The sequence below is a fragment of the Streptomyces sp. NPDC054872 genome (assembly GCF_053610705.1).
Map to the genome: position 1 here is coordinate 91,269 of NZ_JBSGYY010000001.1, position 25,998 is coordinate 117,266.

Here is a 25,998-nt window from a genome sequence, read left to right on the forward strand (position 1 = left end):
TACTCACTTGAGCCTGCTCGAAGCGAGGATGGACACGAGGTGCAGCAGGGTCTGCAGCATCGCGATACCGGCGAGCACGGCGACACCGATCCGCGAGAAGAGCAGGTCGCCCCGGACCGAGTCCACGATCGCGAGGACCAGGATGAGCAGGGACGCCTCGATGCCGAGCACGAGCCGGTGGAACTTCAGCGCGCCCGCGGCCCTGCGCGCCAGGGCCATGCCGGAGGAGCGCGGCTCGGAGGCCGACTCCTTGACCGGCGCGAGGCCCTGCTGGTGGCGGGCGACACCGACGAGGTCGGTCTCCGCCTTGATCAGGATGGCGCCGAGCGCGGCGAGCGTGCCGAGGAAGGCCCACAGCCAGTCGATGCGGCCCGAGCCCCACAGGTCCGCGGCCCGCAGACCGAAGCCGACGAGCACCGCGGCGTCGCACAGATATGCGGCGACCCGGTCCAGGTAGACCCCGGCCATGGAGTACTGCTTGCGCCAGCGGGCGATCTCGCCGTCGACGCAGTCGAGCAGGAGATACAGCTGGACCATGATCACGCCGAGCACGGCGCCCGTGATCCCCGGCACCAGAAGTGCCGGGGCGGCCAGGGCGCCGGCCACGGTCATCAGATACGTGAGCTGGTTGGGCGTGATCCTGGTGTTCACCAGGTAGCGGTCGCAGCGCAGCGAGATCTCTCGCATGTACAGGCGTCCCGCCCAGTGCTCACCGCTGCGCCGGTCCTTCACCCCTGCGGGGTGAACGACGGGGCGGAGTTCAGCTACCGATGGCCTTGGCATAGTCGGCGTATGCGTCCTTGATCTGGTCGGAATTCAGATTGAGGTGCTCGAGGATCGTGTAGCGCCCGGGGCGCGTCTGCGGGGCGTACTCCACGACCTGGACGAACTCGTCCACGGTGAAGCCGATCTCCTCCGGCGTCACGGGGAGGCCGTGCCTGCGCAGCACCTCCACCATGTACAGCGACTCCTCGCGCGCTCCACGCAGGAACATCGCGAAGGCCGCGCCCAGGCCGCACTGCTCGCCGTGGCTGGCCGCGCGCTTGGGGAAGAGGAGGTCGAAGGCGTGGTTGATCTCGTGGCAGGCGCCGGACGCCGGGCGGGAGTCGCCCGACACGGACATCGCGATGCCGGTGAGGACCAGCCCCTCGGCGAGGACCTGCAGGAAGGCGTCGTCGCCGACGCCACCGGGGTGCCGCAGGACCGCTTCGCCCGCCTGGCGCGCCATCGCGGCCGCGAGGCCGTCGATGTCCTCGCCGCGCTCACGCGCCGCGAGCTCCCAGTCCGCGATCGCGGAGATGTTGGACAGGGCGTCGCCGATGCCGGAGCGCACGAACCGTACGGGAGCCTCACGGATCACGTCGAGGTCGATGACGACCGCGATGGGGTTCGGCACTCCGTACGAGCCGCGGCCCGCGTCGTTGTCGAGCGTGGCGACCGGCGAGCACAGGCCGTCGTGCGACAGGTTCGTCGCGACGGCGACCAGCGGCGCGCCGACGCGCGCGGCGGCGAACTTGGCACAGTCGATGATCTTGCCGCCGCCGAGGCCCACGACCGCGTCGTAGCGGCCCTTCTTGATGGCGTCGGCGAGCTTGATGGCGTCATCGAGCGTGCCGCCGCCGACCTCGAACCACTCGGCGGTGGGCAGCGACGGTTCGAGCCGCCGGCGGAGCACCGCGCCGGAGCCGCCGCTGATGGCGATGGCGAGCTTGCCGGTTGACGAGCAGATCCGCTGGTCGGCCAGGACACCGGCCAGGTCGTTGAGCGCCCCCGGCCGGATGTCCACGACGACCGGCGAGGGGATGAGCCTCGTCAGTACTGGCACGCGATCTCCCGGCCCTTGGCGAGGTCGTCGTGGTTGTCGATCTCGACCCACTTGACGTCGCCGATCGGCTCCACGTCGACCTTGAAGCCGCGGTTGACGAGCTCCTGGTAGCCGTCCTCGTAGTAGAGGTCGGGGTCGCGCTCGAAGGTGGTCTTCAGGGCGTCGGCCAACTGCTCGGCGGCGTCGCCCTCGATGAGCGTGACACCGATGTACTCACCGGTGGCGGTCGCCGGGTCCATCAGCTTGGTGATCTTCTGGACGCCCTTCTCGGGGTCCACGATGACCTTCATCTCCTCGTCGGCGAGGTTCTTCACCGTGTCGAGGGCGAGGATGATCTTCTTGCCGTCGCCGCGGGCGGCGAGCAGCGTCTTCTCGACGGAGACGGGGTGCACGGTGTCGCCGTTGGCGAGGATCACCGTGTGCTTGATCGCGTCACGACCGCACCAGAGGGAGTAGGCGTTGTTCCACTCCTCGGCCTTGTCGTTGTCGATCAGCGTGAGCTTGAGGCCGTACTTCTCCTCGAGCGCCGCCTTGCGGTCGTAGACCGCCTCCTTGCGGTAGCCGACGATGATCGCTACCTCGGTGAGACCGATCTCCGCGAAGTTGCCGAGGGTCAGGTCGAGGATGGTGGTGTCACCGTCGACCGGCACCAAGGCCTTGGGAAGCGTGTCGGTGTAGGGGCGAAGACGCCGTCCGGCGCCGGCCGCCAGCACGAGGCCGATCATGCGGGTTCTCCTTCATCGTGTACGGCGGGTGCTCCACGTTTGTGAGCGGTCACCCAGAAGCGGATGCTCTCGACGAGCACCACGAGTGCCACGGCCACGGCGAGTGCCGTGAGCGCGACGGTGAAATCTGTGTCGGTGAGCAGGGCGGCGGCGAGAGCGACCACCAGCGTCCTGCCCTCATGCCCGCCGATCGCCCGCACCAGCCAGTGCGGCGGCGCGCCTGCGTCGCCGCGAATGCGGTACACCGTGTCGTAGTGATGGTAGGCGACGGCGGACACCAGTCCGAAAGCCGCGGGCAAGGCGCCGTTCACGTCCGCCTTGGCGGCGAGCAGCAGGATCGTGCCGTACTCGGCCGCGCGGAAGAACGGCGGGACCAGCCAGTCAAGGGGGCCCTTGAGGGGGCGGGCGACGGCGAGCCCCGAGGTGACGACGTAGATCACCGCGGCGACGATCACCCACGGGCTGCCGTACGACGTGAGCCCCGCCACGCAGGCCAGCACGGCGCCGCCGATGAAGGCGAGGACCGGCGCGGGCAGCGAGAGGCCGCCGAGCCTGAGTGCGGCGAAGGACGACGCGAGCGGCCCGGTGTCGGCGAGGTCCGCGAGTGCCTGTGCGGCGCGGTCGGTGCGGGTCGCCTTGCGGGTGAGCGAGCGCAGGACACGGCCCGCCGTGGTGTAGCAGGCGGCGAGGCCACAGCCGATGAGCAGCACGATCAGGGTGATGCGCGGGGTGGTCACCGCGGTGAGCACGGCGATCAGCGCCCAGCGCTCGCCGATCGGCAGCACGATCATGCGGCGCAGCCAGACGGTCCAGCCGACGCTGTCGAGCTTGTCGGAGAGGGCCGCGGTGGGGCTGGTGTTGGCGGTGGCGTCGTGGTTCGCCTCGTTGAAGGAGAAGTCCACGACGTGCCGGGCGGTCTGCAGGACCATCGCGCCGAGCGCGAGCGCCCATACGTCGTCGTCGCCTCGGGCCGCGCCGAGCGCGAGGCCCGCGTAGTAGGCGTACTCCTTCGCGCGGTCGAAGGTGGCGTCGAGCCAGGCGCCCAGCGTCGAGTACTGCAGGGAGTAGCGGGCGAGCTGCCCGTCCGTGCAGTCCAGGACGAAGGAGAAGAGCAGCAGGAGGCCGGCCGCGACGAAGCCGCCGCGGGTGCCGGTGGCCGCGCAGCCCGCCGCGATCAGCGCGACGAGCAGCGATGCGGTGGTGACCTGGTTCGGGGTCAGGCCGCGGCGCGCGCACCAGCGGGCGATGTGGCGCGAGTACGGAGAGATGCAGTACGTCGTGAAGAAGCCGTCCCGCGACTTGACGGCCGTGCGCAGGCGTACGGCCTCGTCGTCCACGGCGGCGACGGCCTGGCGCGCCTCGTTCCGCGTCTGCGGGTCGCTGGGCACGGTGGCGACGAGGGTGCCGAGGTCGGGGCGGTGCAGTGCGCGGCCGCCGGCCTCGATCGCCTCGGCCACGTGGTCGGCGATCGCGTCGACCGCGAGGGCGGAGCCGCCGCCGTTGCCGGAGCCGGTGGTGGTGGCGAGGGCGCGGGTCAGGTCCGCCCGGGCCTCGGGCTGAGCGGTGACGGCGCCGGGGACGGCCGACGCGGCGAAGCGCGGGTCCGTCAGGCCGAGGCGGAGCGCGTGGACGTGGCCCACGAAGCGCGCGTCGACGATCGCGACCCGCTGCCCGGCAGGGACGGCGGCGAGCAGCGTCTCGGTGTCCGCCGCGTCGGAGGCGACCCGGACGTCAAACCCCAGGGACCGCAGATCGCCTTCGAGCGGCGACCCGGGGACCGGCTGACCGGTCAGGATGGCGGTCGACAGACGAACTCACTCCTTGATTGCCGGCGCGGCTCGCGCCGGGCACGTGCGTGATGAGGGGCGCCCCTGGCCGGCAGCGGCCGGGCGGCACGTCGGCAGAGGCTATCGGATGATGGGAAGCGGGCGTTCACCGCCCGTTTACGGCCCCATAAGCACGACCTGCAGGGGCCTCCGCCAACTCGATCATCATGGTCGATCGAGGGCGGCACCCACAAACCGCGCTTCATGCGACGGGCACAAACGACATAAAGTCGACGCCCATGACATGGATGATCACAGGTGGAGCGGGATATATCGGGGCACATGTGGTGCGGGCTCTGGCCGGCGCCGGGGAGCGGGTCGTCGTCCTCGACGACGTCTCGGCCGGGGTGCCCGAGCGGCTCCCCGCGGACATCCCTCTCATTAGGGGCTCATCGCTCGACGGCGAGCTGCTGCGGCGGGTCTTCGCCGAGCACGAGGTGACGGGTGTGGTGCATCTCGCGGCCCGCAAGCAGGTCGGCGAGTCCGTGGAGCAGCCGCTGCGCTACTACCGGGAGAACGTGGGCGGCCTGGTGACCCTGCTCGACGCGGTGGCCGAGGCCGGCGTCAAGCGCTTCGTCTTCTCCTCGTCGGCCGCGGTGTACGGCAACCCGCCCGACGTGGACCTGGTGACGGAGGCCACCCCTTGCGAGCCGATCAACCCCTACGGCGAGACGAAGCTCGCCGGGGAGTGGCTGGTGCGGGCCGCCGGGCGGGCGCACGGCATCGCGACCGTGTGCTTGCGCTACTTCAACGTGGCCGGCGCCGCGACCCCCGAGCTCGCGGACACCGGGGTCTACAACGTGATCCCGATGGTCTTCGACCGGCTCACCCGCGACGAGTCGCCGCGGATCTTCGGCGCCGACCACCCGACCCCGGACGGCACCTGCGTGCGTGACTACATCCACGTCGCCGATCTGGCCGACGCCCACCTCGCGGCGGCCCGCCGTGTGGAGGCGCACCCCGAGGGCGATCTGACGGTGAACATCGGCCGCGGCGAGGGCGTTTCCGTACGCGAACTCGTCACGCTCATCGGGGAGATCTCCGGCGACACCCGCCCGGCGCTCGTCGAGCCGCGCCGCGAGGGCGACGCGCCGCGCGCCGTGGCGGACGCGCGCCTGGCCGCCGAGAAGCTGGGCTGGAAGGCGCGGCGGACGGTACGCGAGATGGTCGAATCCGCATGGGCGGGCTGGTGCCTCCACCACCCCGAGGCGCAGCGCTCCTGATCACGTCAGCGCTCTGACCTGCGGTCATTTCCGCAGGTCAGAGCATATGACAACGGTGTTCAGTGCCGTGTTGCCGGATACCCCCCACCAGTAGTTCACTGTGATCGCGACAGACGCGCGACCAGGGAACAGAAGACCGATACCGAGCACACGGAGGCGGCTTCCATGGGGGCTGGGCACGATCACGGACACACACACGGGGGGACGGCGACAGCGGCGTACCGGGGGCGGCTGCGCATCGCCCTCTCGATCACGCTCACCGTCATGGTGGTCGAGATCGTCGGCGGCATCATGGCGGATTCGCTCGCGCTCATCGCGGACGCGACGCACATGGCGACCGACGCGCTCGGCCTGGGCATGGCGCTGCTCGCGATCCAGTTCGCCAACCGCCCGGCCACGGAGAACCGCACCTTCGGCTATGCCCGCGCCGAGATCCTCGCCGCGCTCGCCAACTGTCTGCTGCTGCTCGGCGTCGGCGGCTACGTCCTGTTCGAGGCGATCCAGCGGTTCATCACGCCCGCCGACACCGAGGGCGGACTGACCATCGTCTTCGGCGTCATCGGCCTGGTGGCGAACATGATCTCCCTCTCGCTCCTGATGCGCGGCCAGAAGGACAGCCTGAACGTGCGCGGCGCCTTCCTGGAGGTCATGGCCGACGCGCTGGGCTCCCTGGCCGTGATCGTCGCCGCGGTGCTCATCCTGACGACCGGCTGGCAGGCGGCGGACCCGATCGCCTCCCTCGTCATCGGTCTCATGATCGTCCCGCGTACGGTGAAGCTCCTCAGGGAGACCCTGAACGTCCTCCTGGAGTCCGCGCCGAAGGGCGTCGACATGGCCGAGGTCCGCTCGCACATACTGGACCTGCCGGGCGTCGAGGACGTCCACGACCTGCACGCCTGGACCATCACTTCGGGGATGCCGGTCCTCTCCGCGCACGTGGTCGTCAGCACCGAGACGCTGAACGCGATCGGCCACGAGAAGATGCTGCACGAGCTGCAGGGCTGCCTGGGCGACCACTTCGACGTCGAGCACTGCACCTTCCAGCTGGAGCCGGTCGGCCACGCGGAGCACGAGGCGAAGCTCTGCCACTGACGCCCCCTGAGAGTGGCTTCCGGTGGTTCCTTGCGAGCAGCACCGGTTCCGTGCGGCAGACTTGAGGCTCGTAGACCGAAGCGAAGGATGGGTATGCCGACCACACCTGCCACCGCGGCGAACAGCTCGTCGAACGGCACCGGAGAAGCGATCTTGCTGGAACTCGTCGACGAGGACGGCAGGACGATCGGCACAGCGGAGAAACTCTCCGCGCATCAGGCGCCAGGGCAGCTGCACCGGGCGTTCTCCGTCTTCCTCTTCGACGAGCAGGGGCGGCTGTTGCTGCAGCAGCGCGCCCTGGGCAAGTACCACTCCCCCGGCGTCTGGTCGAACACCTGCTGCGGCCACCCGTACCCCGGCGAGGCGCCGTTCGCGGCCGCCGCGCGCCGGACCTACGAGGAGCTGGGCGTCTCGCCCTCGCTGCTCGCGGAGGCGGGCACGGTGCGCTACAACCACCCGGACCCCGACTCGGGTCTGGTGGAGCAGGAGTTCAACCACCTCTTCGTCGGGATGGTCCAGTCGCCGCTGCGGCCCGACGCGTCCGAGGTCGGCGAGACCGCGTTCGTGACGGCCGCCGAGCTGGCGGAGCGGCACGCCGAGGGGTCGTTCTCCGCGTGGTTCATGACCGTCCTGGACTCGGCGCGGCCCGCGATCCGGGAGCTGACGGGGCCTTCCGCCGGCTGGTGAATCAACTCCCGTGCGGGTCGGATCCGTTGGGCTTCAGGGGCAGGGCCGCCCAGATGACCTTGCCCCCGCTCGCGGTGTGCTCGACGTCGCAGGCGCCGCCCGCCTCCTGGGTGATCTCGCGGACCAGGAGAAGGCCGCGGCCGCCGGTCTGGCCGTGGTCGGCCACCAGGGCGGTCGGGCGGTAGGGGTGGTCGTCCTCCACGGAGACCCGCACCCACTCGGCGCCGACCGCCACCTCCACCGCCAGCATCGGTGAGAGCAGGGCCGCGTGCCGTACGGCGTTGGTGACCAGTTCGGAGACGATCAGGAGCAGGCCCTGCACGAGGTCGTCCGAAACGGGCACGCCCTGCCGCGCGAGCAGGTCACGCACCGCGTGCCGCGCCTGGGGCACCGAGGCGTCCACGGCGGCGGCGGTGAACCGCCACACGCCTTCGTACGGCACTTTCGCGGGCTCCCGAGGGAGTGGGCCGGGCCCCCTCCCGCCGTCGTCCATCGTCCGGTCGCCGCCCTCACGCTCGATTGTCACCACGTGTCGAGTGTTGGCAATACGTTGGTCCGGACCGTGCGACTGAACAGAAGTCAGCGACTATCGACGGCATTTGATCACTGTCGCCCGAGCGCGTCGGCCGAGTGACTATTTCTGTCCCTCCGGCTTCGCTTTGAAGTTTTCTTCCGCTTGTACGGGTTGTTCGTGTTTTCCCGTTTCCGGGCCCTCGCTGACCATGCTCACGATTCGGCGCCCGCCCAGACCCGTGGCGAGCAGGCCGAGACCGTCGAAGAGCAGCGCGAGCGAGAAGAAGCAGCCGATCACGTACTGGCTGCTGCTGGGCCAGTTGGCGAGCACCAGGATGCCGAGAAGCAGACCGAAGGCACCCTGCACGAGCGTCCAGCCGAATTGCGGACCCCGCACCACCAGGCTGCCGACGAGCCGGAAGACACCACCGGTCAGGAAGAGAAGCGCGGCGAACATCGTCAGCGCCTCCGCCGCCACATCCGGCCTGCGGATGATCACGACACCGGCGGCGAGGTTCAGGGCGGCCACGACCACGCCCAGCCAGAAGAAGTTCGTGCCGCGCGACTGCACGGCGTGCAGCAGACCGACGCAGCCGCCGATCAGGAGCAGCCAGCCGAAGAGGAGCATGGAGGTGAGGGTGGCGATGCCCGTGTAGACGAGGCCCACGAGCCCGGCGATCGCCAGGATCGCGCCCAGCAGGGCCAGCCAGCCGAGACTGCGGTTGAGCTGCTTGGCGCCCTGGGCCTGCGGTGCGGCGGCCTCGGCGCTCTTGGATCGGACCATCAGCGTCTCCGTCCTGCTTCCCCCGCTGCACAGAGTTCTCAGGGCCGCCCCTTCTTGATCGTACGTTCGAGCAGGGCGGATAGCATCCTGCGCATGGAGCCGCAGCTGAGGCAGGCCGTCACCCACGGCGTCGCCACCGTCGTCATCGACCATCCGGCGAAACGCAACGCCATGACGGCGGACATGTGGCGCCGGGTGCCGCCGCTGCTCGCCGGGCTCGCCGCCGATCCGGCCGTGCGGGCGCTCGTGCTGACCGGTGAGGGCGGGACCTTCTGCGCGGGGGCCGACATCTCCTCGCTCCGGGAGTCGCCGGGTGAGGCGCAGGACCTGGCGGTGCGGGCCGAGCAAGCGCTCGCGGTCTTCCCCAAGCCGACGCTGGCCGCGGTGCGCGGCTACTGCGTGGGCGGCGGGAGCCAGCTCGCGGCGGCCTGCGATCTGCGGTTCGCGGACCAGGGCGCCCTGTTCGGGATCACTCCCGCGAAGCTGGGGATCGTCTATCCGTCGTCGTCGACGCGGCGCCTAGTGTCGCTCGTGGGGCCCGCGTCCGCCAAGTACCTCCTGTTCTCGGGCGAGTTGATCGACGCGGGGCGTGCGCTGCGCACCGGCCTGGTGGACGAGGTGCTGCCCGCGGGCGAACTGGACAAGCGGGTCGCGGAGTTCACCGCCGTCCTCGCCTCGCGCTCGCAGCTGACGCAGGCAGCGGCCAAGGAGTTCGCGGACGGGCTTGTCGACCGCGACGCCCACTGGAGCGAGCAGGCGCGTACGGGCGGCGACACCGCCGAGGGCGTCGCCGCCTTCCTGGAGCGCCGGGAGCCGCGCTTCACCTGGACTCCCGGCGGCACGGGCGACCGCGCTACTGGCTGAAGCGGCTGCCCGCGCGGAACTTCTCGACGAGGTGCGCGGGCGCCTTCCGCGGGGAACCGGCGTCGTACGGCGGCTGGGGGTCGTACTCCGTGAGGAGCTGCACCGTCTGGGCGCGCTCCTCTCCCGCGATACGGCCGATCAGGGCGAGCCCCATGTCGATGCCGGAGGAGACCCCGGCCGCCGTGACGTACTTGCCGTCGAACACCACGCGTTCCTCCGTCGGCTCCACGCCGAACCTCGCCAGCTCCGCCAGGGCGAGCCAGTGCGAGGTGGCGCGGCGCCCCTTGAGCAGCCCCGCCGCCGCGAGCAGGAGGGACCCGGTGCACACGGACGTCGTCCAGGTGCTGGTGGCGTCCGCGGACCGCAGCCAGCCCAGGAGCGCCTCGTCCGCCATGTGGTCGCTCTGGCCCGGGCCGCCGGGGACGACCAGGACGTCCGGCTCGGGTACGTCGGCGAAGGAGCGGTCGGCGACGAGCGTGAGGGAGCCGCTGTCGTTGCGCACGGGGCCGGGACGCTCGGCCACGAAGACGGTCTCGGCGCCGGGCATGCGGCTGAGCGTCTCGTACGGACCGACCGCGTCCAGGGCCGTGAAGCGTTCGAAGAGGGCGATGGCGATCTGCATGGAATGCCTATCCGTCGAGGGCGGGTGCCTGCTGAGGGGGGAGAGGGGCGTGGAAGCGCCGCCGGTACTCGGCGGGCGCCGCGCCGAGGGTCTTGACGAAGGCCCGGCGCATCGCCTCCGGGGTGCCGTATCCGCAGGCGCGCGAGACCTCCCCGATCCCGTGCGACGTGTCCTCCAGGAGGCGACGCGCGTGCTCGACGCGCACGCGCTCGACGTACTTGCCCGGCGTCGTCCCCGTCTCCGTCTGGAACGCGCGGGCGAAGTGCCGGGGCGAGAGCCGGGCGCGGGCGGCGAGGGACTCGACGCAGAGGTTCTCGTCCGGGTGCTCGGTGATCCACTGCTGTACCTCGCGCAAGGGCTCGCGCAGTGCCGTCTGTGCGGCGAGCTGTGCGCTGAACTGTGCCTGGTTGCCCGGCCGCCGCAGGAAGACGACCAGGTAGCGCGCGACCATCAGCGCCTCGTCCCGGCTCAGGTCCTCCTCCACCAGGGCCAGGGCCAGGTCGATGCCCGCGGTGACGCCCGCGGAGGTCGCGACGTGACCGTCACGGACGAAGATCGGGTCCGGGTCGACCTCGATGGCGGGGTGATCACGCGCGAGCTTGTCGCAGTACGCCCAGTGGGTCGTCGCCCGGCGGCCGTCCAGGAGCCCGGCCTCGGCGAAGAGGATGGCGCCGGTGCAGACCGAGACCAGGCGCCGTGCGCGGGGGGCGTTCGTCCGGAGCCAGTCGATCAGGCGGGGGTCGGCCTCGCGGCTGCCGACGCCGCCCGGGGCGAGGAGGGTGTGCGGCGCGGGGGCGTCGGCGAGGGAGGAGTCCGGTACGAGCGTGAGGCCGCTCGACGTGCGGACGGGGCCGCCGTCCAGGGACGCGGTGCGGACGCGGTACGCGGGCCGGTCACCGCCGTGGCAGGCGGCGGCGCCCGCGAAGACCTCCACCGGTCCCGTGACGTCGAGGCTCTGGACGCCGTCGTAGAGGACGACCAGGACAGTTCGCTGCTCCATGCCCTGATTCTTGGGCTCGCGCCGGATGGCCGCAATGACGAATGGCCCACGTTTCCTGCCATCGGCGGCGGCGACGCGAGGGCGGCCCGGTCTGCCGGCGCCCCGGGCTTCACGTCATACCAACCAGTCGGTAGCGTGCGGTCATGACTTCTCTCAAGCCCCCCTCCCCGGCCGCGGCACTGCACCCGCGCGCGGGACGTCGGTGTCACACCGTGCTCAATTCGCTGCACTCGACGCACTACTTCTCGCCCGACACGGGGCGCGAGCTCGCCGAGGTCGGCATCACCCACCCCAGGGCCGTCAATTTCGCCGTGCGCACCGCGGCGATGGGGCCGGTCGGCGCCGGAGCGGTCACGGCGGCGTTCTACAACTACAAGCACGAGACCGTCGCCCGGCACGTGCCCGGGATCTGGCGCACCGCGTCCCCCGAGGACGTCCTCGCGGCACGCGCGCGTGCCGTCGACTCGACGCTGCGGCGGCTCCTCGGCGAGGAGGCCCTCGCATCGCCGGAGATGGCGGAGGCCGCCGAGCTCGCGCTGCGCGCCACCGAGGCCTGCTCCCGCTCGGCCCGGCCGCTCTACGCCGCCCACGCGGACCTGCCCGTACCCGAGCAGCCGCACCTCGCGCTCTGGCACGCCGCGACGCTGCTGCGCGAGCACCGGGGCGACGGGCACCTCACGGCCCTCCAGTACGCCGAACTCGACGGTCTCGAGGCTCTGGTGAGCCACACGGCGACCGGCAAGGGCATGCGCCCGAAGTGGAACTTCAACACGCGCGGCTGGACCCAGGAGGACTGGGACGCGGCCGTCGAGCGGCTCCGCGCCCGCGGACTGCACGACGGGGTGGCCGAGTTGACCGAGGCGGGCGTCGCGTTGCGCAAGGACGTCGAGGAGGCCACGGACCGGCTCGACCGGGCCCCGTACGAGCACCTGGGCGCGGCCGGCGTCGAGCGTCTGACGCAGCTGGGGACCGTGTTCGCGGGCGCGGCGCTCCAGGCGGGCGCGTTCCCCGCGGACCTGCTCGGCAAGGAGTAGGGGCACCCACGGTCCGGTCGGCGCCACGGCGCAGGCATGAGCGGCGCCGTGCGAGGTACCCGTTCGTCTCCGCTCCGGTGCGCCTGGCGCCGGACCGGGCGACGAAAGGGGAAAACCGTGTTCCGAGCGATCGCAGATGTCCTGCGTCAGATCGGCGCGGCACTCGCCACCGTGGTGACGCTGCCGTTCCGCGCCGTTGCCCGGCTCTTCGGCGGCGCCTCCAGCTCCACGCGGCGAGGCGGGCGCCGGTCGGGACGCCGCCCCGGGCGGGCACACCGGGTCTGATCCCCCCGCTGTCGGTGCCACCTGCCACAATTGCCCCGCAACCCCAGTGAGAAGGCGGGAAACGTGGCACCTCTGCAGACGTCCACTCCAGCATCGATCGAAGGCAGGATCGCCGAAGAACTCGGCGTACGGGAGCGGCAGGTGAAGGCCGCCGTCGACCTGCTCGACGGCGGCTCGACGGTGCCCTTCATCGCTCGCTACCGCAAGGAAGCGACCGAGATGCTCGACGACGCGCAGCTGCGCACGCTCGAGGAGCGGCTGCGTTATCTGCGGGAGCTCGAGGAGCGGCGCGCCGCGATCCTCGAATCGGTCCGCGAGCAGGGCAAGCTCACGGACGATCTTGAAGCGCGGATCCGCGCGGCGGACACCAAGGCCCGGCTCGAGGACATCTACCTCCCGTTCAAGCCGAAGCGCCGCACGAAGGCGCAGATCGCCCGCGAGGCAGGCCTCGAACCGCTGGCCGACGGCCTGCTCGGCGACCCGTCGGTGGACCCGCTCGCCGCGGCCACGGCCTTCGTGGACGCCGACAAGGGCGTCGCGGACCCGCAGGCCGCCCTGGACGGGGCCCGCGCCATTCTCGCCGAGCGGTTCTCCGAGGACGCCGACCTGATCGGCGAGCTGCGTGAGCGCATGTGGGTGCGCGGCCGCCTCGTCGCGAAGGTCCGCGACGGCAAGGAGGAGGCCGGCGCCAAGTTCGCCGACTACTTCGACTTCGCCGAACCCTTCAAGGAGCTCCCCTCGCACCGCGTCCTCGCGATGCTGCGCGGCGAGAAGGAGGACGTGCTCGACCTCGTCCTCGAACCGGAGGAGGCCACGGAGGGCCCGTCCTCGTACGAGGGAATGGTCGCCCACCGTTTCGGTGTCCAGGACCGCGGGCGCCCCGGCGACAAGTGGCTGCAGGACACCGTGCGTTGGTCCTGGCGGACCCGCATCCTGGTGCACCTGGGCATCGACCTGCGCCTGCGGCTGCGCACGGCCGCCGAGGACGAGGCCGTGCGGGTCTTCGCGTCGAACCTGCGCGACCTGCTGCTCGCCGCACCGGCGGGCACGCGCGCGACGCTGGGGCTCGACCCCGGTTTTCGTACGGGCGTGAAGGTCGCCGTGGTCGACGCGACCGGCAAGGTCGTCGCGACGGACGTCATCAACCCGCACGTCCCGGCGAACAAGTGGGACCAGTCCCTGGCCACGCTCGCGAAGCTCGCCAAGGAACACGCGGTCGATCTGATCGCGATCGGGAACGGCACGGCGTCCCGCGAGACGGACAAGCTCGCCGGTGAACTCATCACGAAGCACCCGGAGTTGAACCTCACGAAGGTGATGGTCTCCGAGGCGGGCGCCTCGGTGTACTCCGCGTCGGCCTTCGCCTCGCAGGAGCTGCCCGACATGGACGTGTCGCTGCGCGGCGCCGTGTCCATCGCCCGGCGCCTGCAGGACCCGCTCGCCGAGCTGGTGAAGATCGACCCGAAGTCCATCGGCGTCGGTCAGTACCAGCACGACCTCTCCGAGGTGAAGCTGTCCCGCTCCCTCGACGCGGTCGTCGAGGACTGTGTGAACGGCGTCGGCGTGGACGTGAACACCGCGTCCGCCCCGCTGCTCTCCCGGGTCTCCGGCATCGGCGCCGGCCTCGCCGAGAACATCGTGGCGCACCGCGACACGAACGGCCCCTTCTCCTCCCGCAAGGGCCTCAAGGACGTGGCACGGCTCGGCCCCAAGGCGTACGAGCAGTGCGCGGGCTTCCTGCGCATCCGCGGCGGCGACCCGCTCGACGCCTCCAGCGTGCACCCCGAGGCGTATCCGGTGGTGCGCAAGATGGCGAAGAAGACGGGCGGCGAGGTCGCCTCGCTGATCGGCGACACGGCGACGCTGCGCTCGCTCCGGGCGGACGAGTTCGTGGACGAGTCCTTCGGTCTTCCCACGGTGACCGACATCCTCAAGGAGCTGGAGAAGCCCGGACGCGACCCGCGTCCGGCGTTCAAGACGGCGACCTTCAAGGACGGCGTCGAGAAGATCTCCGACCTCGCCTCCGGGATGGTCCTCGAGGGGGTCGTCACGAACGTGGCGGCGTTCGGTGCCTTCGTGGACATCGGCGTCCACCAGGACGGACTCGTCCATGTCTCCGCGATGTCCAGGACGTTCGTCAAGGACCCGCGGGACGTGGTGAAGCCGGGCGACATCGTCAAGGTGAAGGTGATGGACGTCGACATCCCGCGCAAGCGGATCTCGCTGACGCTGCGCCTGGACGACGAGGCCGCGGCCGACCCCACCGGTGAGCGCCCCAAGCGCGGCGGACGCCCGCCGCAGCAGCGGCAGCAGGGGGGCCAGCGCCCCCAGCGGCAGGGCGGTGGCGGCGGCGGTGGCGGTCAGCGCAAGGAGCGGCAGGGCCCGCCCCCGGCCAATGACGCGATGGCGGACGCACTGCGCCGGGCCGGTCTCCTGGACCCCAAGAAGCGCTGATCCGGGGAGAGTCGGCGGAGGTCAGGGTGACAGCTCGGTCACCTTGCCCTCCGTCACCTCCAGACGGCGCGTGACGCGGACGGCGTCCAGCATCCTGCGGTCGTGCGTGACCAGGAGCAGCGTGCCCTCGTACGCCTCGAGGGCGGACTCCAGCTGCTCGATGGCCGGCAGGTCGAGGTGGTTCGTCGGCTCGTCGAGGACCAGGAGGTTGACTCCCCGGCCCTGGAGCAGCGCGAGGCCCGCCCGGGTGCGTTCGCCCGGGGAGAGGGTGGCCGCGGGGCGCAGGACGTGTGCGGCCTTCAGGCCGAACTTGGCGAGCAGCGTGCGGACGTCGGCCGGTTCGGTGTCGGGCACGGCCGCGCAGAACGCGTCCAGGAGCGACTCCGGACCGTGGAACAGCGCACGTGCCTGGTCCACCTCGCCGACGAGCACTCCGGAGCCGAGTGCCGCGTGGCCCGCGTCCGTGGGGATGCGGGTGAGCAGGGTGCCGAGCAGGGTCGACTTGCCCGAGCCGTTCGCGCCGGTGATCGCCACCCGGTCCGCCCAGTCGATCTGCAGCGTCACGGGACCGAGCGTGAACTCGCCGCGGTGCACCTCGGCGTCGCGAAGGGTGGCGACGACGCTGCCGGAGCGCGGCGCGGACGCGATCTCCATCTGCAGCTCCCACTCCTTGCGGGGCTCCTCGACGACGTCGAGCCGTTCGATCATGCGCTGCGTCTGGCGTGCCTTCGCGGCCTGCTTCTCGCTGGAGTCGCTGCGGAAGTTCCGGCCGATCTTGTCGTTGTCCCCCGCCTTGCGCCGGGCGTTCTTGACGCCCTTGTCCATCCAGGACCGCTGCATCTGGGCGCGGCCCTCGAGGGCGGACTTCTTGTCGGCGTACTCGTCGAACTCGTCGCGGGCGTGCCGCCGTGCGACGTCACGTTCCTCCAGGTACGCCTCGTAGCCGCCGCCGTAGAGGTTGACCTGCTGCTGGGCGAGGTCGAGTTCGAGGATTTTGGTGACGGTGCGGGTGAGGAACTCGCGGTCGTGGCTGACGACCACCGTGCCGGCCCGCAGTCCGCGGACGAAGCTCTCCAGGCGTTCGAGGCCCGCGAGGTCGAGGTCGTTGGTCGGCTCGTCCAGGAGGAAGACGTCGTAGCGGGACAGGAGCAGCGAGGCGAGGCCTGCCCGGGCGGCCTGGCCGCCGGAGAGCGAGGTCATGGCCTTGTCGAGGCTGACGTCGAGGCCGAGGGAGGCGGCGACCTCCTCCGCCCGCTCGTCCAGGTCCGCGCCGCCGAGCGCCAGCCAGCGCTCCAGGCTGGACGCGTACGCGTCGTCGGCGCCCGGGGTCCCGTCGACCAGGCCCTGGGTGGCCTCGTCCATGGTCCGCTGGGCCTCGTCGACGCCGGTGCGGCGGGCCAGGAAGGCGCGGATGGTCTCGCCGGGGCGGCGGTCGGGCTCCTGCGGCAGGTGGCCCACGGCCGCACTGGCCGGGGCGAGGCGCAGTTCGCCGGTCTCCGGGGTGTCCAGGCCCGCGAGGAGACGCAGGAGGGTCGACTTGCCGGCGCCGTTGGCGCCGACCAGGCCGATGACGTCGCCGGGCGCGACGACCAGCTCCAGTGCGGAGAAGAGGGAGCGGTCGCCGTGGCCTGCGGCGAGATTCTTGGCGACGAGGGTTGCGGTCATCAGGGGGTCGAGTTTAGGCGAGGCGCAGGTCGGCCCGCGCGGCAGTATCGGTGTGGCCGCCGCCGTGCTCCCGTACGGCGGCGGGGTGTACCCGGCCCGCCGCTACCGCACCATCGGCGCCGTCAAAACACTGTCCGTCGTCCGTGCCACCACGAAGGACTCCCCCTTCGTCGCCTTGGCGTCGAGCTGGACGCGGTGCTCGCCCGGCTCCAGGACGCCGTCGAAGACCTCGTGGACCTGGGTGCGGGAGAGCCGGTCCAGGCGGTACGCGACGAGCTGCACCCGGCACGTCGAGGTGATCTCCACGTCCGCCGAGCCGTCGGTCGCCGCGAGCCGCGTAAGGCGCCGCAGTTCCAGGGGGCTGCGGTCCAGGGCGTGTTCTATCTGCGCGACCAGGAGCGGGATGATCGGGGCCAGGCCGTCGACGTACGCGACCCGGAGTCCCGCCCCCTCGAACGCCGCACGCACTCCGTCGCGTGTCGCCGCCGGGACGGAGCGGCCGAAGGCCACCGCCCCGTAGGTCCGCAGCTCGTCCGGCGGCACGCCCGCCGCGTCCGCCGCGATCTCGGCGCCGACACCGATCGTGCGCAGCGCCGCCGCGAGCTTGGCCAGTACGGCGACGCGGGCGCCGATCAGGAGCACCCTGCGGCGCGGTGTCGGCTCGCCCCGGGTCAGCAACTGCCCCAGTGCCTCCCGGTATTCGGCGCCCTGGAACCGGAAGGGCCCTATGCCGTGGTAGCCGTTGAGCTCCAGGTCGGGGCGGTCGGCCGTTTGCCAGGCGAAGTCGCGCCATATGTAGGTGTCGGTGCCGTCCGCTGCCCGCTCGATGACCGCGGTGACCGCGCCGCAGTCCAGGCCCTCGCACTCGGGGCAGCCGTAGATGACGTGCCGGTCGTCGAGCAGGGGTGCCCGGGTCTCCAGGAGGAGTCCGCGCACATGGTGGGTGAAGATCGCGGGTGGTACGTCGGAGGCGAGCGGGGAGACGGCGTCGAGGTCGGAGAGCTGGAACAGCAGTGGGCGCCCGTTCACGATGAAGTCGACGAAATCCCGGTGGACTTGGAAGTCACCGTTGGCGAGAACCCCACCGGCGCGGATGGCCGGTGCCAGACCGAAGGTCGCGTACTCGGCAGACATGGTGTGAGTATCCCCATCTGGGCGGTGATGTGAGCACGGCATGACGTATTCCGCCTCGTTCCCGGTACGGAGGGGGCGCCGGTCAGTGAGCCGGGCGGCACGGGCAAGCCGTACGCGTGGTCGATGGCGTACGCGGCGAGACGCGACTGGACATTCCGCGGCCGGTGCCGGGGTGCGCGGACGCACAGGAGGCGGCGCGCCTCGCGAACGAAGCGGCCGCCTCCGGAAGATGGTGCGAAACGTGGTGCTATGTCAGACCGGCTTGGCCGGACTTTCCTCCTCGTCTCCGTTGTCGGTCGGGCCGATGCGGATCTCGAAATCGCCGTCGTACTGCTCGTGGCCCGCGATCACGGCCTTCTCGACGGCCTCCGTGCCGTGCTCACCGCGGACGATCAGCGGGTCGTGGCGCAGGTCCCGCATCAGGGCCACGCACATCCCGATCATCACCAGGGTGAAGGGCGCGGCGACCAGGATCGTCAGGTTCTGCAGGCCCGTGAGTGCGTTGTCGGACCCGTCGCCGATGAGCAGCATGATCGCCGCCACGGCTCCCGTCACGACGCCCCAGAACACCACCACGAGCTTGCCGGGTTCGAGCGCGCCCTTCTGCGAGAGCGTGCCCATCACGATGGACGCCGCGTCGGCACCCGACACGAAGAAGATGCCCACGAGGATCATCACGAGCAGGCTCGTCACCGTGGCGATCGGGTACTCGTGCAGCAGGCCGAAGAGCTGGCCCTCGGGGGTCGACTCGCCGCCGAGACCGCCGCTTTCCTTGACCTTCATCGCCGATCCGCCGAAGACGGCGAACCAGATGAGGCTGACGGTGCTCGGCACCAGGATGACGCCACCGACGAACTGCCGGATCGTGCGGCCGCGGCTGATCCTGGCGATGAACATGCCCACGAAGGGCGTCCAGGAGATCCACCAGGCCCAGTAGAAGACCGTCCAGCTGCCCAGCCAGTCCGAGACGCCCTTGCCGCTCGACGCCTCGGTGCGCCCGATGAGCTGGGGCAGGTCGCCGAGGTAGGAGCCGATCGAGGTCGGCAGCAGGTCGAGGACGATGACGGTCGGGCCGGCGATGAAGACGAACACGACGAGCAGCAGCGCGAGCACCATGTTGATGTTCGACAGCCACTGCACGCCCTTCTCCACACCGGAGATGGCGGACGCCACGAAGGCCACCGTGAGGACGGCGATGATGGCGACGAGCAGGCCGGTGCCCGCGTTCTCCATCCAGTCGAGCACCTCGAAGCCACTGCCGATCTGCAGGGCGCCGAGGCCGAGCGACGCGGCGGAGCCGAAGAGCGTCGCGAAGATGGCGATGATGTCGATGACCCTGCCCCAGGCGCCGTTCGCGTGCTTCTCGCCGATGAGCGGCGTGAAGACGGCGCTGATGGTCTGCCTGCGCTTGCGCCGGAAGGTGCTGTACGCGATGGCCAGACCCACGACCGCGTAGATCGCCCACGGGTGGAGCGTCCAGTGGAAGAGGGTGGTGGACATCGCCGTTTCCATCTTCGCCGCCGAGTCGGCGGGATCGGTGCCCGGCGGGGGCGTGGTGAAGTGGGCGAGCGGCTCGCTCACGCCGTAGAACATCAGGCCGATGCCCATGCCGGCGCTGAACATCATCGCGACCCAGGAGATGGTGCGGAACTCCGGCTCCTCACCCTCCTCACCGAGGGTGATCTTTCCGTACCGGCTGCAGGCGAGCCAGAGCGCGAAGACCACGAACCCGGTGGCCGCCAGCATGAAGGCCCAGCCACCGTTGTGGATGAGGCCGTTGAGCATCTTCGTGGAGGCACTCTCGAGCGAGTCCGTCGCCACGGCACCCCAGACCACGAAGGCCAGGGTGAGCACGGCGGTCACGCCGAACACGATGCGGTCGGTCTGGGGATGGCTGCCGCCATGGGCGGCGTGCATCAGATGTCCGTCCCCTCCCCCGCCGTCCGCTTTCTGTTGGTCTTGCGTCACAAGTACACCTCTCACGGTTTCGCATTCGTACAAACTCTGTGGTCCGCTACCCAGTACCACATGTGACGCACCTAACAACCACTCAACAATTGGTGTCGGGCGAACCTGTGACGAGGTGGTAGGCAGCGCGCTCGTCGAGAAGCAACGGTACGAGAGAACGCGCTGACTGCCGCATCGGCACGTAGGCTCCCTTGCCGTCCTTCCTGACCTTTACTCCGTGCAGAGCGAGTTCGTCCTTGATGTCGGCGAACTGGTCCGCGTCGAGCCGATAGCCGCACGGCGGGTCCTGGATCACTTCGGCCGGCTCGGCGGGGTCGTTGTCGGCGCCGCCGACGTAGACGGGCCCGCGGTCACGGAAGCCTTCGAGACGGGCCGCGCCGGTGGCCGCCTCCAACTGTCCGCGCCGCTCGTCGGCATAGGTGAACAGGCCTCCGAGCGCCGCGCGTTGAGATGCGACGCGGCGCCGGTTGTTCAGCGCCTCGTCCTTCTTCTCGGCCTCGGTGAGCGGATCGACGCGGCTCTCGATGAGCAGACCCGCCGCGTGCTTGATGCCGGAGACGTTGCGCAGGATGCGTTCCTGACCGTCGCCCGCCGTCTGTTTGATGGGCTCACCGGTCACCGGATCGGTCCAGATTCCGTACGTCCCCGTCGTATGCCCCGCCTTGCCCGCGGCGGGCCTGACGTACGCCTTGGACAGGGTCTGCGCCTCCTTGTGCACCGCGTCGTCGGTGTTGAGGTTGCGCGGCCACAGGTCGAACAGGTCTTTGTCGTAGTACTTGGGGGTAGCGCCGTACTCGTGGAGGTCGTAGATGGAGTCGGGCTTTTTGTCGCGGATGACGGCGGCCATGGCGCGGGCCTCCGCGGTCTGCAGGGAGATGTGGTCGCGGTTGATGTCGACCCCGTCGGAGTTGCCGCGGGTGTTGGCGGCGCGGCCGTCCGGATTGGCGGTGGGGATGACGAGGAGTGTGGTGCGCGAGAGGAACTTCTGGGTCTTCTTGTCCTTCGCGTACGCCAGATCGCGGATGGTCGAGAGACAGGCGTCGCGGCCCGACGGCTCGTCGCCGTGCTGGCTGCAGATCAGCAACACCGTGCTCTTGGTGGGACGTTCACCGATGCGGACCAGCTGGACGGGCCGGTCCTGCTTGGTGGTGCCGATGCGGGACACCGAGACCCGGTCGGTCGCCTTGTCGACGGTGGCGAGCAGCTTCTGCTCCTCGGGCTGACTGGTCCAGCGCGCGCCGTCGGTCTCCTCGAATCCGGTGCGGGGCGGGGTCGGCGTCGCCTGCGCGGGCACCGTCAGGAGCGGTGCGGTGAGCGCGGCGGTGGCGCAGGCGAGCGCCAGGGTGCGGACGCGGGGCGTGCGGCCGGTGCGGGGGCTCATGAGGTGCTGCCTCCAGGTACGGGGCGGAACGAACGCGGCGGGGCCACGCCGTCGAGACGGGAGTCGCGGTCGGTGACGGTCCCAGTGGCACGGAACGCGTCGGCGCCGCCCACCAGCGGGACCTTCGCCGACGTGCGGGACAGGTCGATGGCGAGCGTCGGGGTGTCGGCGGGGGGATCGATGAGGCCCTTGTCCGTGCCCGCGATGATCAGCGCGAGGCGGTGGCCCTTGGGTACGACGTGGTCGCTCGCGGCCAGGTCGAGGGTGATGGTGTGCTTCTTGCCCGGGGTGAGGGGGCGGCCCTCGTGCTCGTCGGCCCAGTTGCCGAGGTCGGCCCAGCCACGGCTGAAGATCGTGTGGTCGACGTCGGCGGTCTTCGCCGCCGTCTCCTTGAAGCAGGAGCTGTCGCCGCCGGTGCTCGGGCCCCAGCAGGTGCGTTCGGGAAGCGTGGTGATGCCCTCGCCGGCGCTCGCGTAGTCACGGATGGTGGCGGGGCCGAGGTCGACGAGGACCGCGGAGAGGTGGGCGGTGCGGGTCGTCGGGGTCGCGGTGACGGTGACCTCGGAGGAGCCGGAGAGGCGCAGGTCGCTGCCGAGGGGGCGGCTGACGAACCCGGCCTTCGACGGGGTGGAGGTGTCGATCTGCGCGGCCCAGTCGGTCTCGCCCAGATCCGGGTCGTCGGTGAAGGTCTCGCTGCCGGAGCCGGGACGCGTCCCGAGGGTGCCGACGCCGGGGGAAGTCCCCTTGCCGGGGCGGAGCTTGACGGTGTCGGTGGCGCGCGGGGGCCAGACGCGGTCGGTGGTCCACTTTCCGGGTGCGCGCTCGATGTCGGCCATCGGCTCGCGGTCGATGCCGTTGTCGTAGCCGAGGAGTTCGTGGTCGAACCAGCGGTGCAGGGTGCGCACCCAGTCGGCGCGGCGGAAGTCGAAGGGGTCGACGTGGCCGGTCTGGCTGAGCCACACCTTGCGGTCGACGCCCTCGTCGGCGAGCGCGTCCCACCACTGGCCGAAGTGCTTCATCCGGACGTTCAGGTCCTGCATGCCGTGTACGGCGAAGACGCTGGCCCGCACCTTGTCGGCGTCCGGGGTGTGGTCGCGTTCGCTCCACAGCCGGGTCCAGTCGCCGGTGCGGGGCGCCTCGTCGACGAGGCGTTTCTGTACGGCGGCGCAGCGGGCCCGGGCCTCCGGGCTCTCCACGTAGTCCGAGAGCCACTCGGGGCCGCTGTCGTAGAGCGGGGCGCCCTTGGCGAAGTAGTAGTCGTACCAGGAGGAGATCGCGCCGATCGGCACGATGGTCTTGAGACCTCGCACTCCAGTGGCGGCCACGCCCTGCGCGATGGTCCCGTCGTAACTCTTGCCGATCATGCCGGTGGCGCCGTTCGACCAGGACGCCTTGGCGCTCTTGCCGCCGGTGCGGGTGGTGTAGCCGCGGGCCCGGCCGTTCAGCCAGTCGACGACCGCCTTGGCGGACTGGACGTCGGAGCGGCCGCCCACGTCCACGCAGCCGTCGGAGCGGTTCGTTCCCGCGAGGTCGACGGCGACGAATCCATAGCCGCGGGGGACGAAGTAGTTGTCGTAGTACAGCGGGAACTGGACGGGGTTGCCGTCCGCGTCGTACGTCTTCTTCTGGCTCTCGTTGCCGCGTCCGCAGCAGGAGTAGTACGGGCTGGCGTCCATGATCACGGGTATTTTCCGGCCGTGCTGCGCCGGTTCGCGGGGGCGGACGATGTCGACGGCGACCCGGTCGGTCTTCCCGTCGCTGTCGCCGTCGATCTTCGTGTCGACCCAGACGGACTCGCGGATCGCGCTCTCGTACGAGTAGACGGGCTTGCTCTCACGCGGGGCGCTCGGCGCCCCTTGGGCGGCTCCCGGGGTCAGGAGCGTGGACAGCAGGGCGGCGATGGCCGCCGCCGGCAGGGATCTCCAGATCAAGCGCGTGCGTCGCGCACGTATCGGCATGGCGCGGAAGGTACACCGGTCAACTCCTGCGCGACAGAGGGCAGTACCTACGCATGACAGGTTCGTGGGGCGTTTTGGCACATGTCGGCCGAATGGCGATCGTGTGACAGCAGCGACCATGGACATGACGCGTGGCCAACGGGCTCAATATGGTCGGACGCAGTTACGGATCCACCCCCTACGACGCGTACGACTTGGAGCTCTTGTGCACCGCAGACTCATCGCCCCGGGCGCGCTCGCGGCCTCTCTGCTGCTGGCGATCCCGGCATCGGCGGCCGACTTCACCCCTGGGGCGCCGGGTATCGGCGACCCCTATTACCCGGCGAGCGGCAACGGCGGATACGACGTCTCGCACTACGACCTGCGGCTGAAGTACCAGCCGAAGACCGACCTGCTCGAAGGCACGGCGACCATCAACGCCACCACGACGCAGAACCTCTCCCGCTTCAACCTCGACCTCGGCCTGAAGGTCAGCGAGGTGCGCGTCAACGGCAAGAAGGCCGCCTTCAAGAAGTCCGGCGAGCAGGAGCTGGAGATCACTCCGGCGGCCGGCCTGCCCAAGGGCACGCCGATCACCGTGGTCGTCCGTTACGCGGGCAAGCCGTCCGAGGTGAAGATCAACGGCTTCACCGCGTGGGCGCGTACGCCGGACGGCGGTGTGGCAGCGCAGGAGCCGGAGTCGGCCGCCTGGTGGTACCCGTCCAACGACCACCCGCTCGACAAGGCGACCTACGACGTCTCGGTCTCCGTACCCGACGGCTCCCAGGCCATCTCCAACGGCGTTCTCCAGTCGCAGAGTTCGAAGCTCGGCTGGACGCGCTTCAACTGGCGCTCGAACAAGCCGCAGGCCAGCTATCTGACGACGCTCGCCGTCGGCAAGTTCGACATCACGACGGACAAGACCGCGGACGGCCTGCCCGTCCTGAACGCCTACAGCAAGGACCTCGGCGACAACGCCGGTGCCGCGCGGGCCAGCATCGAGCGCTCCACCGAGGTCGCGGAGTGGCTGGAGACGGTCTTCGGCAAGTACCCCTTCAACGCGCTTGGCGGGTACGTCCCGAACGTGACGAGCGGCTTCGCCCTGGAGACGCAGACCCGGCCGTTCTACAGCCCGAGGCAGTTCGCGAACGGCTCCAACGTGTCGGTCGTGGTCCACGAGCTTGCCCACCAGTGGTACGGCGACAGCGTGTCCGTCGACGGCTGGAAGGACATCTGGATCAACGAGGGCTTCGCGCGCTACAGCCAGTGGCTGTGGTCGGAGAAGGAGGGCGAGGGGACGGCGCAGGAGCTGGCGGACTACGTGTACGCCCAGCACCCCGCCGACGACCCCTTCTGGAAGGTCAAGCCGGGTGACCCGGGCCCGGAGAACCAGTTCGACATCGCCGTGTACGACCGCGGGGCGCTGGCCCTGCAGGCGCTGCGCAACGAGATCGGCGAGAAGTCCTTCTCGGCGATTCTGAAGGGGTGGCCGAAGGAGCACGCGTACGGGAACGCGAAGGTGGGTGACTTCGTGAAGTACGCGGAGAAGGTGTCCGGCAAGCCGTTGGCGTCGCTGTTCGACGCCTGGTTGTTCCAGCCTTCGCGGCCGGGCGCTCCGGCCGCGAAGGGGGCGGGGATCGCCCGGTCCTCCTCTGCGGGTTCGGCTGCCAAGCCGAAGTCCTGGAAGTCGATCGCTGCGACCAACGGCGTGCACGACCACGGTCACTGATACCGAGCCGCCGCTTCGCGGCGGATGTTTCCCGCCCACCCGCCCGATTACCCGGCAGCGAGCCAGCTGGGGAGGGCGGGTGGGCGTGGGCCGCGCGCGTCGGATCGGGGTGGATGAGTGGGGAATCAGCCCGTCCGGCGTTTGAGGACGAGCTCGGCGGAGCCGGTGATTTTCCTCCGGTGCGCCCGGGCCCTGCGAGCCATCGGGAGATACCGCAGGCGTTCCGGCAGGCGTGGCACCAGGACGCGTATCACCCGGCCGAAGCGGCGCAGCCTCCGCTCCTGGGCGGCAGTCCACGGCAGGCCTATGGCCGCCCTCGCGTCCGGGGGCATCAGGCCGATCGTGATGAAGCGGCGGAAGCGGGCCAGCGGCGGGAGCAGCAGCGGCCACAGGGCGCGCAGCGCCACCCGCAGAAGATAGGGGCCGCGGTCTGGTGGCGGGACCGGGCGGTCCGTGGCGACGAGGTCGCGGACCACCTCGGTCTCCTCGAGCTCATCGGCGAGGATCTTGGCGTAGTACGGCCAGAACTCCTCGATCGTCTGCGGCATGTCCCGCTCGTGTATCCCGAGTATGCGCCCCACCTGGAGCCACTCCGCGTACAGCTGCCGCGCCTGCTCCTCGGTGAAGGGGCGGCCCAGGTACTTCTGCGCGTGGTGGTAGACGGGGAACCCGGTGGCGTGGACCCACGCGTAGTAGGCGGGCGTCAGCGCGTGGTAGCCACGGCCGTGCGCGTCCGTGCCTTGTATGTGTTTGTGCAGGTCACGCAGCCTGCGCCCTTCCTCGGCCGCGCTCTCGCCGCCGTACACCCAGGTCTGCAGCGACCGCAGCGACCGCTCGCCGCGTCCCCAGGGGTCGGTCCGGAAGACGGAGTACGTGTCGACGCCGGCGCCCACCGCGGGGTGCGCGACCTGCATCGTGAGCGCGGCGGGCAGGGCGAGCAGGGCGCGGACGTCGCCCGCGATGTCCCACAGGATCCCGCCGGGCGGGGGCGGCTCGGGAGTCTGGCGGCGGTCTGGCATCACACGGCTCCCTGAGGTCGGCGGGCCCGCCGGTCGGTGCCCGGTTTGTGTGTGTTCCAGTTCCAGTATGCGACGAGTGTTGACGCGACCGGTGAAACAAGTCAATAGTTCTTGTAACTTTGACACACCAGACAGGGAGAGGGCGTCAAATGGCTTGGCACGGGGGCAGGTTGAGGCCAGTGACGGCCGGTCAGGTACTCGTGGATGCCGCCCGGGTCCGCTACACCGTAC

22 protein-coding genes are annotated in these 25,998 nt (G+C 70.6%); 8 read left to right on the forward strand and 14 right to left on the reverse strand.

Annotated features, from left to right (window positions below; genetic code table 11):
* Positions 1 to 3: 3 nt before the first annotated feature.
* From ACWGIH_RS00395 to ACWGIH_RS00410, 4 genes are read right to left on the reverse strand one after another with little or no spacing between them, the layout of a single operon-like run.
* Positions 4 to 783: a CDP-alcohol phosphatidyltransferase family protein gene (locus tag ACWGIH_RS00395; protein ID WP_249586469.1), complete on the reverse strand. Its 780-nt coding sequence runs from the start codon at positions 781 to 783 to the stop codon at positions 4 to 6.
* Positions 761 to 1,825, reverse strand: a complete 1,065-nt coding sequence (locus ACWGIH_RS00400; RefSeq protein WP_453447367.1) for an iron-containing alcohol dehydrogenase family protein — start codon at positions 1,823 to 1,825, stop codon at positions 761 to 763. Before ACWGIH_RS00400 ends, ACWGIH_RS00395 begins: the two co-directional genes overlap by 23 nt.
* Positions 1,813 to 2,550 carry a phosphocholine cytidylyltransferase family protein gene (locus ACWGIH_RS00405; RefSeq protein WP_363207563.1) on the reverse strand — a complete coding sequence of 246 codons (738 nt, stop codon included), beginning with the start codon at positions 2,548 to 2,550 and terminating at the stop codon, positions 1,813 to 1,815. The genes ACWGIH_RS00400 and ACWGIH_RS00405 overlap by 13 nt, the downstream gene beginning before the upstream one ends.
* Entirely contained in the window at positions 2,547 to 4,358 is a 1,812-nt protein-coding gene (locus ACWGIH_RS00410; protein WP_453447478.1) for a DUF5941 domain-containing protein, read from the reverse strand. The genes ACWGIH_RS00405 and ACWGIH_RS00410 overlap by 4 nt, the downstream gene beginning before the upstream one ends.
* Positions 4,359 to 4,615: 257 nt before the next feature.
* On the opposite strand from ACWGIH_RS00410, the gene galE reads away from it, so the two are divergent.
* From galE to idi, 3 genes are all read left to right on the forward strand, one after another.
* A complete protein-coding gene (gene galE / locus ACWGIH_RS00415) occupies positions 4,616 to 5,599 on the forward strand; it encodes a UDP-glucose 4-epimerase GalE (protein ID WP_453447366.1) in 984 nt (327 codons plus the stop codon).
* Positions 5,600 to 5,764: 165 nt separating this feature from the next.
* Complete coding sequence (locus ACWGIH_RS00420) at positions 5,765 to 6,691, forward strand: cation diffusion facilitator family transporter (RefSeq protein ID WP_453447364.1); 927 nt, start codon at positions 5,765 to 5,767, stop codon at positions 6,689 to 6,691.
* 93 nt (positions 6,692 to 6,784) lie between these two features.
* On the forward strand, positions 6,785 to 7,378 hold the full coding sequence (gene idi / locus ACWGIH_RS00425; RefSeq protein WP_453447362.1) for an isopentenyl-diphosphate Delta-isomerase: 594 nt from the start codon (positions 6,785 to 6,787) through the stop codon (positions 7,376 to 7,378).
* Between the two features lies 1 nt (position 7,379).
* On the opposite strand, the gene ACWGIH_RS00430 is transcribed toward idi, so the two are convergent.
* Positions 7,380 to 7,871, reverse strand: coding sequence for an ATP-binding protein (locus tag ACWGIH_RS00430; RefSeq protein WP_453447477.1), 492 nt, complete (start codon positions 7,869 to 7,871; stop codon positions 7,380 to 7,382).
* Positions 7,872 to 8,012: 141 nt separating this feature from the next.
* Positions 8,013 to 8,675: an HdeD family acid-resistance protein gene (locus ACWGIH_RS00435; protein ID WP_453447360.1), complete on the reverse strand. Its 663-nt coding sequence runs from the start codon at positions 8,673 to 8,675 to the stop codon at positions 8,013 to 8,015.
* 93 nt (positions 8,676 to 8,768) lie between these two features.
* Here ACWGIH_RS00435 and ACWGIH_RS00440 point away from each other — a divergent pair, with 93 nt between their 5' ends.
* On the forward strand, positions 8,769 to 9,539 hold the full coding sequence (locus ACWGIH_RS00440; RefSeq protein WP_453447358.1) for an enoyl-CoA hydratase/isomerase family protein: 771 nt from the start codon (positions 8,769 to 8,771) through the stop codon (positions 9,537 to 9,539).
* On the opposite strand, the gene ACWGIH_RS00445 is transcribed toward ACWGIH_RS00440, so the two are convergent.
* Together ACWGIH_RS00445 and ACWGIH_RS00450 are read right to left on the reverse strand one after the other, a co-directional pair.
* Positions 9,529 to 10,161, reverse strand: coding sequence for a DJ-1/PfpI family protein (locus ACWGIH_RS00445; protein ID WP_453447357.1), 633 nt, complete (start codon positions 10,159 to 10,161; stop codon positions 9,529 to 9,531). The two genes, ACWGIH_RS00440 and ACWGIH_RS00445, sit on opposite strands and share 11 nt — an antisense overlap.
* Before the next feature lie 7 nt (positions 10,162 to 10,168).
* Positions 10,169 to 11,161 carry a GlxA family transcriptional regulator gene (locus ACWGIH_RS00450; RefSeq protein ID WP_453447356.1) on the reverse strand — a complete coding sequence of 331 codons (993 nt, stop codon included), beginning with the start codon at positions 11,159 to 11,161 and terminating at the stop codon, positions 10,169 to 10,171.
* A 143-nt stretch (positions 11,162 to 11,304) separates the two neighbouring features.
* Between ACWGIH_RS00450 and ACWGIH_RS00455 the strand changes: the two genes are divergently transcribed.
* The 3 genes from ACWGIH_RS00455 (at position 11,305) to ACWGIH_RS00465 (ending at position 14,934) form a co-directional block, all read left to right on the forward strand.
* Positions 11,305 to 12,195, forward strand: coding sequence for an SCO6745 family protein (locus ACWGIH_RS00455; protein ID WP_453447354.1), 891 nt, complete (start codon positions 11,305 to 11,307; stop codon positions 12,193 to 12,195).
* Positions 12,196 to 12,312: 117 nt separating this feature from the next.
* The gene (locus ACWGIH_RS00460) at positions 12,313 to 12,480 is read left to right on the forward strand and encodes an LPFR motif small protein (protein ID WP_453447352.1); all 168 of its coding nucleotides are present in this window, start codon (positions 12,313 to 12,315) and stop codon (positions 12,478 to 12,480) included.
* 63 nt (positions 12,481 to 12,543) lie between these two features.
* Positions 12,544 to 14,934 carry a Tex family protein gene (locus ACWGIH_RS00465; RefSeq protein ID WP_453447351.1) on the forward strand — a complete coding sequence of 797 codons (2,391 nt, stop codon included), beginning with the start codon at positions 12,544 to 12,546 and terminating at the stop codon, positions 14,932 to 14,934.
* A gap of 21 nt (positions 14,935 to 14,955) precedes the next feature.
* Here ACWGIH_RS00465 and ACWGIH_RS00470 read toward each other — a convergent pair whose 3' ends face one another.
* From ACWGIH_RS00470 to ACWGIH_RS00490, 5 genes are all read right to left on the reverse strand, one after another.
* Positions 14,956 to 16,599 (reverse strand): ABC-F family ATP-binding cassette domain-containing protein, encoded by a 1,644-nt coding sequence (locus ACWGIH_RS00470; RefSeq protein ID WP_453447350.1) that lies wholly within the window; start codon positions 16,597 to 16,599, stop codon positions 14,956 to 14,958.
* Between the two features lie 102 nt (positions 16,600 to 16,701).
* Positions 16,702 to 17,733, reverse strand: a complete 1,032-nt coding sequence (locus ACWGIH_RS00475) for an oxidoreductase (protein ID WP_453447348.1) — start codon at positions 17,731 to 17,733, stop codon at positions 16,702 to 16,704.
* Between the two features lie 252 nt (positions 17,734 to 17,985).
* Positions 17,986 to 19,650, reverse strand: coding sequence for a BCCT family transporter (locus ACWGIH_RS00480; RefSeq protein ID WP_453447475.1), 1,665 nt, complete (start codon positions 19,648 to 19,650; stop codon positions 17,986 to 17,988).
* A 133-nt stretch (positions 19,651 to 19,783) separates the two neighbouring features.
* Positions 19,784 to 21,082, reverse strand: a complete 1,299-nt coding sequence (locus ACWGIH_RS00485) for a M14 family metallopeptidase (protein ID WP_453447347.1) — start codon at positions 21,080 to 21,082, stop codon at positions 19,784 to 19,786.
* Positions 21,079 to 23,040, reverse strand: a complete 1,962-nt coding sequence (locus ACWGIH_RS00490) for a Xaa-Pro dipeptidyl-peptidase (RefSeq protein WP_453447346.1) — start codon at positions 23,038 to 23,040, stop codon at positions 21,079 to 21,081. The genes ACWGIH_RS00485 and ACWGIH_RS00490 overlap by 4 nt, the downstream gene beginning before the upstream one ends.
* Positions 23,041 to 23,245: 205 nt before the next feature.
* Here ACWGIH_RS00490 and ACWGIH_RS00495 point away from each other — a divergent pair, with 205 nt between their 5' ends.
* Positions 23,246 to 24,748, forward strand: a complete 1,503-nt coding sequence (locus ACWGIH_RS00495) for a M1 family metallopeptidase (protein WP_453447344.1) — start codon at positions 23,246 to 23,248, stop codon at positions 24,746 to 24,748.
* A gap of 125 nt (positions 24,749 to 24,873) precedes the next feature.
* On the opposite strand, the gene ACWGIH_RS00500 is transcribed toward ACWGIH_RS00495, so the two are convergent.
* The gene (locus ACWGIH_RS00500; protein ID WP_453447343.1) at positions 24,874 to 25,767 is read right to left on the reverse strand and encodes an oxygenase MpaB family protein; all 894 of its coding nucleotides are present in this window, start codon (positions 25,765 to 25,767) and stop codon (positions 24,874 to 24,876) included.
* Positions 25,768 to 25,998 lie beyond the last annotated feature (231 nt).

Bases quoted from the DNA above. Each gene is read 5' to 3' on its own strand.
- ACWGIH_RS00395 (WP_249586469.1), bottom strand. From the start codon at position 783: ATGCCAAGGCCATCGGTAGCTGAACTCCGCCCCGTCGTTCACCCCGCA.
- ACWGIH_RS00405 (WP_363207563.1), bottom strand. From the start codon at position 2,550: ATGATCGGCCTCGTGCTGGCGGCCGGCGCCGGACGGCGTCTTCGCCCC.
- galE (WP_453447366.1), top strand. From the start codon at position 4,616: ATGACATGGATGATCACAGGTGGAGCGGGATATATCGGGGCACATGTG.
- ACWGIH_RS00420 (WP_453447364.1), top strand. From the start codon at position 5,765: ATGGGGGCTGGGCACGATCACGGACACACACACGGGGGGACGGCGACA.
- idi (WP_453447362.1), top strand. From the start codon at position 6,785: ATGCCGACCACACCTGCCACCGCGGCGAACAGCTCGTCGAACGGCACC.
- ACWGIH_RS00430 (WP_453447477.1), bottom strand. From the start codon at position 7,871: ATGGACGACGGCGGGAGGGGGCCCGGCCCACTCCCTCGGGAGCCCGCG.
- ACWGIH_RS00435 (WP_453447360.1), bottom strand. From the start codon at position 8,675: ATGGTCCGATCCAAGAGCGCCGAGGCCGCCGCACCGCAGGCCCAGGGC.
- ACWGIH_RS00440 (WP_453447358.1), top strand. From the start codon at position 8,769: ATGGAGCCGCAGCTGAGGCAGGCCGTCACCCACGGCGTCGCCACCGTC.
- ACWGIH_RS00445 (WP_453447357.1), bottom strand. From the start codon at position 10,161: ATGCAGATCGCCATCGCCCTCTTCGAACGCTTCACGGCCCTGGACGCG.
- ACWGIH_RS00450 (WP_453447356.1), bottom strand. From the start codon at position 11,161: ATGGAGCAGCGAACTGTCCTGGTCGTCCTCTACGACGGCGTCCAGAGC.
- ACWGIH_RS00455 (WP_453447354.1), top strand. From the start codon at position 11,305: ATGACTTCTCTCAAGCCCCCCTCCCCGGCCGCGGCACTGCACCCGCGC.
- ACWGIH_RS00470 (WP_453447350.1), bottom strand. From the start codon at position 16,599: ATGACCGCAACCCTCGTCGCCAAGAATCTCGCCGCAGGCCACGGCGAC.
- ACWGIH_RS00475 (WP_453447348.1), bottom strand. From the start codon at position 17,733: ATGTCTGCCGAGTACGCGACCTTCGGTCTGGCACCGGCCATCCGCGCC.
- ACWGIH_RS00480 (WP_453447475.1), bottom strand. From the start codon at position 19,650: ATGCACGCCGCCCATGGCGGCAGCCATCCCCAGACCGACCGCATCGTG.
- ACWGIH_RS00485 (WP_453447347.1), bottom strand. From the start codon at position 21,082: ATGAGCCCCCGCACCGGCCGCACGCCCCGCGTCCGCACCCTGGCGCTC.
- ACWGIH_RS00490 (WP_453447346.1), bottom strand. From the start codon at position 23,040: ATGCCGATACGTGCGCGACGCACGCGCTTGATCTGGAGATCCCTGCCG.
- ACWGIH_RS00500 (WP_453447343.1), bottom strand. From the start codon at position 25,767: ATGCCAGACCGCCGCCAGACTCCCGAGCCGCCCCCGCCCGGCGGGATC.